Genomic DNA, 13281 nt, shown 5'->3' with positions numbered 1-13281 from the left:
ACACTTAACTATAAATCTCTAAGCTTAAAAAAACTTATCTGTTGGGAGAGTCAAAAAACTTTAGCGAAAAAATCCCGGTTATATCCTTAGTTCCTCATTTTAAGCGTATGGATGTCGTCTGAGGCTGACATCTTTTAAAATTATTGTATCATAGGTCTGGAAGTCATAAATCTTTGAGGTTGATATACCTATTTTTGCTGAACCAGATACGGAATCAAACCCCTGTAAATTTAGGTTTAAATAGCTCTCAGGGGTGGAGAACTTACAATTTTTAATTAAGGAGTGTCCCTGAAGAAATAATTAAATATAAATTTTAAAGCAAAGTAGCAGGAAAATCCTCCGGGTTATCCTCATGAGATAAGTAATTATAATTCGTAATTCGATATCTGGTGATTTTTATAAAAAAAGCAAAAAAAATTCATTTCCGCAGTTTTAGTCTGAAATTTTTTATCTAAAAATAAGCTGGAAGAACTCAAAGGCTGGTTACGGATATTTTCATTTCCTCCGCACTTCCACAACTTCTTTGAGTTCTTTTTCTAAAGTAAGGGTTTTTATGCTACCGCTTTCTCTTCGATATTCAGTATTGGACGCTTATCTTTGTCTTCAATATCGCTGCTGTAGAATGCCACGTAATCCGCATTTTCGTACCGGGTCTTAATCAGGAACCCTGTATTTTCGTACTCTCCACTGACGTATTTCTTTACAAGCTCTGTTACGTTCAGTTCATAGTACCTGTTGTCCGGAATGTCGCTTCCGTTAAGGGTTATCGTAGCATACGGTGCATCTCCCTGAGAGGTATTGTTCATGTCGAACCAATCTCCTCCGGGCTGTGTCCAGAGCACTCCGGTATCCCTGCTATTCCATGTCACATTTTCAGGACTCCAGGCTGCCGCAGGTCTGTATATCTCCACTATCGCATCTTCCGGCCTTTCTATTCCATCAGGGTAGTACCAGTAAAGGGACAGGGTTGCATTGGTAATATTTTCAGCATCGTCGTATTCGCTCAGGTCAAATTGGATCAGGTCTCTGTACCTCCCTACCCCGGGCCTGCCTCCTATGTCAATATACACCTTATCCTGGTAAACGACATCAGGAGATGCTTCTCTGAGGCGGTTGTCTATGATAATGCCTGTTGCATTTTCTTCTGTTGACGATGTGTTATCAGTTTCAATTACTTGTTCAGGAACAGTCTCTGTTACAGCAGTTTCACTCACTGTTGTCTGGTCGTTGGTTGTTGCAACTTCGGTTTCTGTTGTTGCAGTCGCACTAATTGCAGTCTGGGTAGCCGTTTCAGATGTAGAATCTACAGTTGTATCCTGTGAGCTTGACACACTGTCAAGAGAACCATATCCATACCCTTTTGCTACCCAATTCTCAACGCTGTGATCAGATGGTCCCAGTGTGTTTGTGCCTGAACCTACCTCAACGTAAGGGGACACGTTCCACATAACGTTATCATGGACGCTAATTGATCCTTTTGCATTCCAATTCCCAATACCTGCACTGCTGCTTGATCCTTTGTAATCATGCATAATGTTGTGATGGACATTCACATTTGTCAGTGTATTTTCCAGTTCAACACAGCACCATCCGGATCCGGCGCTACCTGTGAAGGTATTATGGTCCACTTCAATATTTGCACAGTTGTCTACCCTGACACCTGTGTTGGTCTGAACCTCAACATAGCAGTTATACATTCTGGAATCCTTGGTGCCGGACAAAAATGAAACTCCATCGTGTCCTGCGGACGTTATTCTGCAGTTATATACATTTATTCCAGAACTTTTACTGATTCTGACCCCATCACCATATAGATAGCGAGTGAATAAAATATCATGTACTTTACTATTGGTCGAAGACGTGAGTTTTATGCAGTTTCGATAGTCTCCATGACCTCCATCACTTGTTCCGGTTGCTGTACTTTTGAATTGAAGGTCAGACACTTCAACATTAGTAACACCTGACCCGAATATATACGCGGGTGATCCCTCGGAGTTACAGACTGAGCTAGTAGCATAGATTATTGTACTATCGCCTGCACCCTTCAGTACTACATTAGATTTCAAAATTATAGGTGCACTTATCTGGTAAGTGCCGGCACTAAGTACGACATATCCCGGGTTACTTGATGTTGCTCCTGATGCAACGGAATTAATTGCACTATTAATTGCAGTCTGGGCATTTGTTCCAGATGTCGGATTTACAGTTATTGTATTCTGCGCGCCTAACACCGCGGGTACGGCTGTTAAAATAAGGCATGTTGCTAGGAATAGGGCTCCTATCTGTCTTTTTAGCATCGTATCACCTTTGGGTTGAATTTGGAATTTGAGTAGATTCAAAAAACTTTATAGTTTTTTGGCGTCTTTCCCAAGGCACATACGGCAGTCAAACTAAGACACATTCCCAGGAGTAGGGTTTCCTGCTTCTTTTTTAGCATCGTATCGCCTTTTGATTGAATTTAGAATTTGAGTAAACTCAAAAACTCCAGGATAATCGTATACTCTTCCCCGGATATTTCTCAAAATTCTAATTACATAATATTTTTGAATCTATCCAATTCGATTCTCTGCGTTTTGTGGGGCGGACACGGTGCAGAGGATTTTTCACTCTTTATTCCCACTGTTACAAGTGGATGTTTTTTTGAGGTGGACGGACATAAGAAGCTCTAGCTCTGGACTTTTATTCAAAATTTGTCATAATTCCAGGATATTTTCAGATCAAATTTCCTGTTTTTGTCAACCGTAGCTTTTAGTCCGGTCAACTCATCTGCGAAACTTTTGTTTATTTGTGCTATACTGAGTTGACTTTGGAAGTTATGTGATTCTATTATAAAATATTTTTGGTATATTTCAAAACATTTTTATAAAGATTTTGTGATTTTTATATTCTTGTACATTCCTTTTGGCGAAAAAAAACAGTTTTAAGAGGTAAAATTGCATGAATTTTCGGGGGCAAGCTGGTTGAATTAGGATATATAGAGTTTTCTTCTATCTGTTTTCTAAATTAAAACAATCTTGGGTAAGTAATGATCTTTCTTTCCAACCTGCATGAGTAATATTTAAATAATTGAGACTGTTTTTCTTCCCCGCAGAATTGCTCAACAAGGGGACTCTAGTTAAATTGTTTTGTCTTCTTCACTTCTCTCCGGTTAAATGAAGTGATTATTCAACTACATTTCTTAATACTCAGATCAATATGGCATTGATGAAGTATAGACAGCTTCGGTAGCTGAACATCAATTTTCAAAGCCGTATCCTGTGGACTAATACAATAATACTTTTTCTCTTTCCGGCAATACGATTAATATTCAGGAGTATGGCAGTGATTATTTCTCGAGCCTGCCTTTTTCTCAAAGGCCTGGAACTCTGTCCGATATGTCGGAAATTTGGGAAATAATCTTTTTTTTCAATTGGTTTGTAACTCAAAAGCTGTTTTAGATCTTAGCAGTTCCAATAAATGTCCTGGGTTACGAACCTTCAGTAGCAGCTTAAAAAACCAGTTCTAAAACGGTTTTATCAGGGCTCTTACCATGGAATCTCTTATAAATATCTCTATCTTGTAAAAATTTCCTTCTTATATATCTCTATAACAATACATTCGCAATACATTTTCCGAAAAAGATTTCTATCTGCTTTGTTTCAGGAAAATCCATATCTCTTTTTTTCAGGAAAACAATTGTATTCATGAATTAACTTGCTTTGAATGAAGCCTCTGTATTTTACTAAATGTCTGATTTGACGATTTGTAAATAACATCTGTTATTTATACTTATCTTCCCGATATAATTTTTTTTATTTTGTTTTCACCGTTACAGTAATCTTTCATTAATTCAGTGCTTCTTAACCCTTTTCCTTATTCTGATGTCTCAAAAAATCTTTTATACTCCGGAGATATTATTTTAGCTGGGAAAGCTTTCTACGCCAGTGGGGATATGCATAGTTGCTAAATTGCCACTCTTAGTGGAACTCTCAATCTGGTTTCACAATGAAGCACTCTCAATCTGGTTTCACAATGAAGCACTCTCAATCTGGTTTCACAATGAAGCAAAAAGCAAATATAGCTCGGGGTGAGGGAATTAATGTACGGTAGTCTTTCAGTTACTGTAGATCTTGAAGATTGGTATCATATTCCTTCTGTCTGCAGTTCTCCGTTTTCGGTTTACAGGAATGTAGACGAATTCTTCAAGAACTGGAACGGGAGGTATGATTTCTTGAGTGAGCCTACAAAAAGGGTGCTTAATCTTCTTGATGAATTTAACATAAATGCTACTTTCTTTGTAGTTGCGGATACAATCGAACACTACCCTGGCTTGGTGGAGTTAATTGTAGATCGGGGACATGAGCTTGCCTGTCATGGGCTGAACCACGCCTGTAAAATAGATCCTAAAACAAAAAGACCGTTAATGAGTGTGGAAGAGTTTGAGCAGAGAACTCTGGTTGCAAAGAAAATGCTCGAAAAGATCAGTGGAGAAAAGCTGGTAGGCTACAGGGCACCTAATGCTCTGGTAGGCGGGTGGATGGTTGACTCACTTGAAAAAATGGGATTTAAGTATGATTCATCCGTTTCCGTGAATTCTTTTTACAACAAAACGGATTCAGCTCTCAGAAACGTTTCTTCTTTTCCTTATTATCCTGAGGAAAACGAACTTGAAGCAAGCAGTGACCGGAACTTTATCGAGTTTCCTTGGGCTTATTGCCAACACGGGTTAAAGTTTCCTTCCTCAGGCGGGCCTATGCTTCGATTCCTGGGGTCTTCATTTATACTTGACGGGCTTACGCAGAGTCTAAAAAGAGGGCACACAATTTTCTATTTCCATCCTCTGGATATCTCCTGTGCAAGATTTCCCTCTCTTGGAAATAGAAGGCCATTTTACTGGTGCATAAAAGGGAGGCTTGTTGAGGAGAGGATTCGGCATGTCCTGGGTAAGATGAGCGAAGTTGAAAAAATATGTTTGAGGGATTATTCGGGAGTATCATGCGTTTAAAGGAAACTTTTCAGTGTTCAAAATAGAAATTTCGGGTAGGAATTTGCCTTTTCCTGTTTTCCAAATGTTTTCTTCTCTTTGGGTGTTTTTTGCTCTCTGAATGACCTAATCTCTAATCTTTCATCCTGTATGTACATAGCCGGAAAGCCCTGGATCCTTCAGGACTTTGCGATCTGTTTTCAATTTCTGGATATTTATATTCTGAATGAGCCGAAATTTATGATCCTATTCATTTATCTCAAAAATAATGGAAATACGATGGAGGTTTATTAGTTATGTATCTAAGAACCTGTATCTAAGAACCCGAAATCTTTTAATTCTTGAGTATTTTTATCTATGATTAAATTGCTTTCGTTGAAAATAAGTATTTTAACCTGCTCATCAAGCATAACAGTTAATTATTTGTTGAGTGATTGGATACAAGAAAAATAAAAAGGGGAAATTATAAGGAAAATTTTAGATATAAAGTAAATTGTTAGAACGGAAGTTTACTTGCTGCAGCCTGTATATGGAAGCGTATTACGGGAGTATAGTCACTGTCAGGGAAGTCCTTATATAGTCCATATATAATGGTAAGGAAATTGGATTTTGCAACTTTCTGGAAGGATGGGGACACATTGTCTGTACTTAATAATAAAATCTTAAATCTGATAATATCGATTTCTCTGTTATTACTTGTTTACAGCCTCTTTGTTCTCAGAGAAATCCAGCCTGAAGGATATGCCGTTAATATCTATGAGCAGCTTCCTTTACATTTTTTCCTGATTCTGCTCTTTTGCTACCTCTCTTCTTGCTCTGTTCTTCTGACATCTCGAAAGATCGAGGCAGTCTTCCCCTTGATGCTTGTCCATATTATCGTGTTAATTGTCCCCTATATGCTTGGTTATGCTTCAGTAGGAAGAGGAGATGAATTCTCATATCCATTCCTGACAAATACGGAGGTTTTCGTTTCTTCAGGGCCTTCTGCCTTTTCAAATCTCTCACCTACCGGTCCTCTACTGGTTTCAGCTCTGTCTCAGATATCGGGACTGAAGGAACAGGCATTATCTTACTTTTTGCCTATTTTCTTTTCGATTATATTCATTACAGGTATGTTTCTCTTTTATCGGGGCTTTATGAGTCGGGAAAAACTGGTCATGATAACTTTTCTCTCCTCGGTTATTCCATATTTCGGGCATTTCCAGTTCTCAACGGTTCCCTATTACCTCAGTTTCTGCCTTATTCCTATTTATCTCCTCTTGCTATGGAATTTAATCTCCGATAAAAATCGGAAGGCTTCGATTGTTTGTTTGCTCTTTATGATGCCTTTGCTTGCGTTGGCTCATCCTTTTATCTTTACGTACCTGGCTTGTTTTGCTCTGCTGCTTACTTTTGCAGGTAAAGCCATTAAATCCGGGTTTCTTAAAAAAATCTTCAATTTTAAGAATCTTGTTCAGGCTTCCCTTTCCAGTTCTTCGGGAAAAATAGTCCCTCTATTTATTTTCCTGTCATTTGCTTCGGTGGGCTTCTTATTCTGCGCAAAGTACGCTTCGGTGTTTTTTGGTATTTTTCTCCCGGCTCTTACCCTGCGTATTGAGACTATGGTAGACGCAGGTTTTTCTACAACTCCAAGCATGGAACCTGGGATTTTCAAGTTCATACATCTTTTCAATCTCTATTACGGCAAGTACTACATCCCGTTAATTTTCATTCTGATCAATACAGTAATCGTATGGCAGAACCGCAAACGTTTTTGTCGGCATTTTGTCCGCAGGTACCCACGCTTTTTATTCCTTTATATAGTCTCGTTCTTCCTGGAGCTGGGCTTTCTCTTAAACCCCTTTATCCCTTACTCTCCTGACCGATTTGTAAACTTGAGTTTCATAATCTTTGCTCAGATCCCGCTTCTGGGGTACTCTCTTTATATTGTTCTTCTCAGGAAGGGGTATGTCCCCGGACTTGTAGCTACAATCCTAGCTCTGGGGCTTCTCTGGACTTTAGGGTTTTTCAGCTGCTTCAGCTCCCCATATGCAGGCGGTATCTCGGAAGCTGTCGCACAGAATGAAGTGGAAGGAATGAACTGGTTGATCGAATCAAAAGCTGAATATCCATACGTCCTGTATTTCGGAGAAAAAACAGATGCCACCTTTTCAGGAAATTTTACCGGTAGTCCGGGCCAATATGATGTATTTCCTGGGGTTTACACTACTTCCGGGTTCGCCCCTGTAAACCGTCCTGAGGATGTAATGTCTTTGAATAATTCCTCAACGACCGGACCTTTATATCTTGTCGTAACAACTTTTTCCGAGGCTTTGAACCAGGAAAAATCATTGTCTGAGATGGGTTTCTCAGCCGGGAACAGCTCCGAAGTTCAGGACAATAAGTCTTTGTGCAAGATTTACGATTCGCTTGACATAAAAATTTACGAGCACAGTTTTTGAATCTGCCGGAATTGCTAGCAGAGTTGTATTTCCCGAGTTTCGCTTCGGGAGCACGAGGTCCTTTTCGCTCCGCTCAAGAGGACGAATAGATGAAAAAAGAGTGAAACAAAATTTCGGTTTCTAATTCTGTATTTCAACTTATTTAGAGACTAATTTTTTAGTCCTGTTCTTTTACTTTTTTCTTCATTGCTTGAGGGCTGATTTTTTTTGCTTCTATATTTGACCTGATGTGACTTGCCGTAAAGAGGAGAATAATACTCAAACCTATCATTTCCGGGATAAATACGCCTGTAGATTCCGGATTGTATGAATTATTCAAGATTCTCGTGAAATATTCTATAAATCCTCCTGATAGCGTATCTTTCGGAAATCCCCAGCCGAGGAGTGGCCAGAAAAGGATTTCAGGGGAGTTCCATATCTGGTCTTCGAGAATGTGGCAGAATGAAGCGCCTGCAACAATGAGAGGTACGTTCCAGCCTTTTTGGTAGAAGGCATATGCTGCAAGCAGTCCCAGCAGGGTTGCGAAGAGGAGGGTGTGGGCGAAGATCCGCCCGCTGCCTATAGTTTCAGCAAGGATTATCCTGCCAAGGGGTTTGTCGATAAAGTCCGGCAGGAGCGCCCCAAAAGCGATCCACTTAAAGTCTACCGGAATATTCTTTTTTGGCAATAACCGGTTCAGGGAATAGAAAATCCCCAGGGTAATGCCTATATGCCCGAAGATAAACATCAAATTAAAAAAGTTGGTGGTGTATAATTATTTTTTGGCCTTCCTGAAAAACAGGGCAGCTAAGATCCACCATTTTATACTCAACTGTGTACGGAACTTTTCAGATCTGGCATTCGGCCACGAGCTTTTCTACAAGTTCCTGCCTGATCGCAGTTCTCCGGTCTCCGCCGCAGACCATCCCCCTGACGCCAATTATGTCGGGGCCTATCCTTTCGAGTATCGCAAGGTCTTCGAATTTCAGGGAACCGGCAATTGCATTTTCAAGCCCGTGCTCATGAGCAAGGTTGGTAAATTCCTTCAGTTCCTGTTCATCCATAAATTCGAAGGTAGATTTTCCGTCTTTGATGCCTGTGTCTACCATGACCACATCTACTCCTGCCTCTGCGGCAACTGGGGGGAGTAAGAGAGGAGAAATCGAATTGATGCGTTTGTAGTCCGAATAACCTGAGGCAACGACTTTTTTTGAGGGATCATAGCCTTTTACGGCTTTTGTGATCTTTGTGAGCATTTCAAGGGCCTGTGCTTCGGTCTGGATATCGTAAAGCCCTACTTTTATGTAATCTGCCCCTGCGACCGCTGCCCCAAGAGCTGCAAGAGAGGCAGTCCCGGGTTTGTAATTGAAGTCCCCGATTGTTGCGCTTATAGGTTGCCTGCCGTTTACAACCTCTTTAACGTCCCTGATTACCCAGGGGAAATTAGCTCCAAGGGAACCTTCTTTTGGGTTTTTGACATCCACAATGTCCGCGCCGCCTAAAGAAGCGATAATCGCCTCCTCTGTATTGATTGGACTTACAAGCAGTTTCATATAAAGCCTCTAGTTAACATAAAGTTAAATCTTTTTTGATGTATATTGATTCTTTTATACAATATACTATATTTTATATTTTTTTATAGGATGATGTAACTATCGAATAAGTATGTTCCGAGTAGTCTTTGTAATGGATATATTTAACCGTAACGTGGTTCTTGCAAAAGGCGGGGTAAGGGAGAATTATCGCCATGTTTCCGATTCGAGTACTGTATGCAGAACCTCGATTCCACTGGAAATCGTGGAGGCTTTACGTCCGAGAGAGGTTTACATTGCCGACCTTAATACCCTGCAGGGCAAAGGCCCTCTCGATATTAATGCGAAAGTTATCCGGGAGGTAAGTTTAAAAGCGGATACAATGCTTGACTTTGGGGTTTCCTGTCTGGGGGATGTGGACAGAGCCCTTTCCATTGCAGGAACTGCTGTTATAGGAACCGAGACTGGCAAGCTTTCAGTAATCAGGGATGCAGTTTACAGATACCCTGGGCGTATCAGTGTAAGTATCGATGTCAAGTATGGAAAGCTTCTTAAACAGGACCCTGAGATCCCGGAAGATCCCTTTGAAATTGTAAAGCTTCTTAACGACCTTCCCTTAAAAGACCTGATATTCCTTGACCTTGACAGGGTTGGCACAGCTTCGGGTTTTGACCCGGGATTTCTCCACAAACTGACTGAGAGCTCCGTACACGACGTACTACTTGCAGGTGGGGTCCGGGGCCTGGAGGACCTTTTTGCTCTTGAAGGGATAGGTATAAAGGGCGCTCTGGTAGCAACTGCAATCCACTCAGGTGTGGTTCCTCTGGAAGTGATGAACCTTGGGCTTGAACAAATAAAAAAGGACGATTAATGATTCTCGGGAAGAATTTACTCCTGTTTTATCCCTATGGTATATAAGGCATTGAGTACCTTTATAACCCAATTCGCAAATTCATATCCAGATCATCAAATTTCAGCACGAAAGTAAAGAGTTTACGAGGTTGCAGTATGGCAAAAAGAAAGGTAGCTGAGGAAAGCATTGAAGAGCCAGTAGAAGAAAACACGGGAGAAGACAGCGGAAACGGATATGTGGAGATCAAGATGGGGGGTGGATGGTATATGACTATCTCTCTTGCGCACAGCGACCGTTTCGAAAAGGAATACGTAGAGCTCGCAAAGGAACGAGGGGGCGTGAAAAGATCCCGTTTCAATCTCAACCCATCGCATGTCCGGATGCTAGGGGAAACTCTGATAAGGTTTGCGGATGATAACGGACTCTAATCGAACTTTTACTTTCCTTTTTTATTTTAGATTTCAGTTCAATATTTAATTTTTATGCCTAAAGCCATTTAATTCACTTTCCGATGGCAGTATCTTATTCAATCCCTCTGGACAAAGTCGAGAATTTTTTGGACAACTTTTTTTTCCACGTCTTCCGGAGAACCGGAAGCATCGACTATTACAAAACGTTCCGGCTCTTCTGCGGCAAGCCCGAGGAAAAGCTCCCGTACTCCCCGCAAGAATTCTATCTTTTCAAATTTAGTTTGTTCTCCCCGTTTCCCGCAGCGTTTAACTGCGATCTCAGGTTCGATATCAAAGAGAAAAGTAAGGTCTGGAACAACGGTCCAACCTCTGTGCAGGTACTTTACCCATTCAAGCGGGTTTTCGAGGCGGTTTTTAAGGGTTATTCCCTGATATGCATAGCGGCTGTCGGAATAACGGTCTGAAATTACTGTTTTTCCTTTTTCAAGGGCAGGCTTTACAAGTTTTGCCAGGTGTTCGGCATGGTCGGCTGTGAAAAGGAAGAGTTCGGCAAGCTGGTCGGTATTCGACTGAATGGCATTTTCGACAGCATTTCCGGTTAGGGTACCTCGTGTTGGCTCCCTGGTAAAGACCGGCTCAAAAACCCGAAGTTCAGAGTTTTCTTGAAGTTTTTTTACAACCGTACTTTTGCCTGAACCGTCAATTCCCTCAAGTGTGATCAGTTTGCCTTGCATAAGGACCGCCTTTTTTATTTTCTTCTTTACAGGTTTTCATTCAAACGCATTATCTGTATTTATACTCTACAGAAAGCCCCGGCTAGCTGACGTGTAAAGATAGATATAATGTGTAAATTCAGAGATGACGTGTAAAAGCAAGAGATAAAATGAGCATCTATTTATGTAAACATTAAAAATAGCTTAAAGTAATGACCGTAATAGGAGTTATAACACGGGGCAAGTACGGGCACCGCCTTATTGATACTATAAAGGAACACAGTGATTTTTCAGTTGTAACTGCCGACCTACCCGAGTTCGTGCCCGTCTTCATTGAGGAACCTGATGAGTTTCTGGATAGTCTGAATTTCGACCGGGGTGTCTTTTCAGCCGAAATTGTAGTTACCTATTCCCTGCACCCTGATCTGACTTCTGCAATTGCAAAGCTTGCCGCTGAAGCCGGGGTGCGTTCATTGATCATACCCGGAGGGCCTTCCAGGGCTTCGGTTACCGAGCTAAATAGGATTTCCGAAGCTTCGGGGATGGACATAGAGGTGGATGAAATTTGCTGCACTCTCGAACCTAACTCTGCCAACAGCCCTTTTGCTGAGATTTTCGGGTCACCGGTTCTGAAAGTTAAGACCGAGAACGGGAAAATAGCTAAAGTTGATGTCATAAAAGGTGCCCCCTGTGGAAGTACGTGGTATATGGCAAAGGAGATTGTTGGAGTGCCGGTTAAAGATGCCCCTCCGAAAGCCGGATTGTTGATCCAGCAATATCCCTGTCGGGCTTCCAGGGGTGAGATGGGAGGGATTCACGAGTCAGGAGAACTGCATAAGCAGGCGTTCATAAAAGCGCTTGAGAATGAGGAGTGATTATATATTCTTTGGAAAAATATATTCTAAATATGGCAGAAAAATGGGGTCTAATCTTTAATTTCTGAAATTCCTATTTTTTGCCTGTACCGGTTTCCAAGTATCGTTTTGGGGGTGAAAACATTATTTCCCTATCTATATCCGAAAATTCGGGGCCTGAAGACCTTGAGCCAATAGCAGTTGCGGTCCATTCGCTGACGGGACTCCCTACCACTATCAGAAGCCTCAAACGAAGGGGGCTTCGCCTGGAAAAGGGAAAAGTCCTTGACAGGGATTATACAGGCCCTGTACTTGAAGATGTGTTAAAGACAAACAAAGTTGCCCATGAAGTTCCTACAGAAGGCATGTACCGTGGAAAACATGTGGTAGTTGCTCCCATCCGCTCAAAGGATGGGAAAGTTATTGCAGCTATGGGGATTGTGGATCTTCTGGCTACAATTGATCTTCCTTCCGTCTTTCAGGAATATACCTCTGTGCTGGAAGAAGTAGAAGATGCAAAAAAATGAATCTGAAGAAGATTACAAAAAGATTCTATAAAGAAAAGGAAAAAAAGAATTGCTTTTTATTGGAGGATTTTGCCCCCTCCTCTTTTTCAAGGTTCGAGAGGGACATTTTTATATTTCCTCCAGTTTTTGATGAAATCCAGGGTATGAATTTTTAAACCGGGAAGAGTTTTCCGGTATTTACTCTGGCTTTTCGTATAATTTGACCTTTTTCAGCAGGGTTCCGTTCTTTGCGTGGGGTTGTCTGAGGACTGTGTCGTTGGATTTTTCGATCTCCCTTGCTTGGGTTGCAAGTATTGCTGCAGCTCCCATTATCTCATGCCCGGCTGCGGCTGTGAGACAGACCTGTTCGACTTCCTTTAACATGAAGCAGGCAGGGAAGTTAACCTGTGCGACTTTCTCAGCCATGTGAAGGGCAGCAAGAGCTTTTGCCTTCGCATAAGGGTTTGCAAAGCCTGCACTTTCTACGCATTTTTCTGGTTTTGCGAAGATATGCGGAAGTTCAAGGTCTTTTCCTGACTTCCCGGATGCTACCTGTTCTGTTACTTTGTCAAGCTCTTCCTGGATAAGTCTTACAACACCGCAGTTGGAGAGTACTTTCATAGCATCGGAGTTAAAAGACGCCATCTCTACGGGATCGAGGAATTCCCTCTTTGCTCCGATGAGGGGATCCACCGGAAGGATGATGTATCCGAAACCTTCCTGCTCTAAAGCCTCACGAGCTTCCTTTTTTGTAGGACCGTCTGAGACTACGATGCAGGGTACGTCCTTCCAGATTTCACGGGCTGCGGTAGGACCTGGGGCTGCTGCGTTCGGACTAATCATTACCACGAAATCAGCATTCCACTGCTTGAAGCTTTCAGTGTCCGCTGCATCGGCGGGTCCCATTTTGGCTCCTGTGCCGCATACTCTTACGGTTATTCCCTCGCGCGCTGCAATTTCATCCTGGATCAGATTGATAACCTGGCTCATTCCCAGGTTGCCCATTTTTATAAAACCTATGTTGACCATT

Annotated in this window: 11 protein-coding genes; 6 read left to right on the top strand and 5 right to left on the bottom strand. The window is 41.7% G+C overall.

What is annotated here, in order from left to right; all coding sequences use genetic code 11:
- Positions 1–551 precede the first annotated feature (551 nt).
- Positions 552–2297 (bottom strand): disaggregatase related repeat-containing protein, encoded by a 1746-nt coding sequence (locus MSSIT_RS19640; RefSeq protein WP_048174139.1) that lies wholly within the window; start codon positions 2295–2297, stop codon positions 552–554.
- 1781 nt (positions 2298–4078) lie between these two features.
- Here MSSIT_RS19640 and MSSIT_RS19635 point away from each other — a divergent pair.
- Positions 4079–4984 (top strand): polysaccharide deacetylase family protein, encoded by a 906-nt coding sequence (locus MSSIT_RS19635; protein WP_048174137.1) that lies wholly within the window; start codon positions 4079–4081, stop codon positions 4982–4984.
- 569 nt (positions 4985–5553) lie between these two features.
- Positions 5554–7404: a DUF6541 family protein gene (locus MSSIT_RS19630; protein WP_231590068.1), complete on the top strand. Its 1851-nt coding sequence runs from the start codon at positions 5554–5556 to the stop codon at positions 7402–7404.
- A gap of 157 nt (positions 7405–7561) precedes the next feature.
- On the opposite strand, the gene MSSIT_RS19625 is transcribed toward MSSIT_RS19630, so the two are convergent.
- Together MSSIT_RS19625 and MSSIT_RS19620 are read right to left on the bottom strand one after the other, a co-directional pair.
- Complete coding sequence (locus MSSIT_RS19625) at positions 7562–8131, bottom strand: metal-dependent hydrolase (protein WP_048174135.1); 570 nt, start codon at positions 8129–8131, stop codon at positions 7562–7564.
- A gap of 100 nt (positions 8132–8231) precedes the next feature.
- Complete coding sequence (locus MSSIT_RS19620; RefSeq protein ID WP_048174133.1) at positions 8232–8936, bottom strand: (5-formylfuran-3-yl)methyl phosphate synthase; 705 nt, start codon at positions 8934–8936, stop codon at positions 8232–8234.
- A 112-nt stretch (positions 8937–9048) separates the two neighbouring features.
- On the opposite strand from MSSIT_RS19620, the gene MSSIT_RS19615 reads away from it, so the two are divergent.
- Both MSSIT_RS19615 and MSSIT_RS19610 read left to right on the top strand, forming a co-directional pair.
- On the top strand, positions 9049–9786 hold the full coding sequence (locus MSSIT_RS19615; RefSeq protein ID WP_048174132.1) for a HisA/HisF-related TIM barrel protein: 738 nt from the start codon (positions 9049–9051) through the stop codon (positions 9784–9786).
- Positions 9787–9923: 137 nt separating this feature from the next.
- Complete coding sequence (locus MSSIT_RS19610) at positions 9924–10196, top strand: hypothetical protein (RefSeq protein ID WP_048174130.1); 273 nt, start codon at positions 9924–9926, stop codon at positions 10194–10196.
- A gap of 98 nt (positions 10197–10294) precedes the next feature.
- Here MSSIT_RS19610 and tmk read toward each other — a convergent pair whose 3' ends face one another.
- Positions 10295–10912, bottom strand: a complete 618-nt coding sequence (gene tmk / locus MSSIT_RS19605; protein WP_048174128.1) for a dTMP kinase — start codon at positions 10910–10912, stop codon at positions 10295–10297.
- Between the two features lie 191 nt (positions 10913–11103).
- Between tmk and MSSIT_RS19600 the strand changes: the two genes are divergently transcribed.
- Positions 11104–11766 (top strand): DUF166 domain-containing protein, encoded by a 663-nt coding sequence (locus MSSIT_RS19600; protein WP_048174125.1) that lies wholly within the window; start codon positions 11104–11106, stop codon positions 11764–11766.
- An 80-nt stretch (positions 11767–11846) separates the two neighbouring features.
- Positions 11847–12272, top strand: coding sequence for a DUF2111 domain-containing protein (locus MSSIT_RS19595; protein ID WP_048174124.1), 426 nt, complete (start codon positions 11847–11849; stop codon positions 12270–12272).
- Between the two features lie 177 nt (positions 12273–12449).
- On the opposite strand, the gene MSSIT_RS19590 is transcribed toward MSSIT_RS19595, so the two are convergent.
- The gene (locus MSSIT_RS19590; protein ID WP_048174122.1) at positions 12450–13280 is read right to left on the bottom strand and encodes a F420-dependent methylenetetrahydromethanopterin dehydrogenase; all 831 of its coding nucleotides are present in this window, start codon (positions 13278–13280) and stop codon (positions 12450–12452) included.
- Position 13281 lies beyond the last annotated feature (1 nt).

Origin of the sequence: Methanosarcina siciliae T4/M (assembly GCF_000970085.1) — an archaeon.
In the GTDB taxonomy this organism is placed as follows: domain Archaea; phylum Halobacteriota; class Methanosarcinia; order Methanosarcinales; family Methanosarcinaceae; genus Methanosarcina; species Methanosarcina siciliae.
The sequence above is the reverse complement of the archived record's forward strand: the minus strand, read 5'-3'. Positions and strand labels throughout refer to the sequence as shown.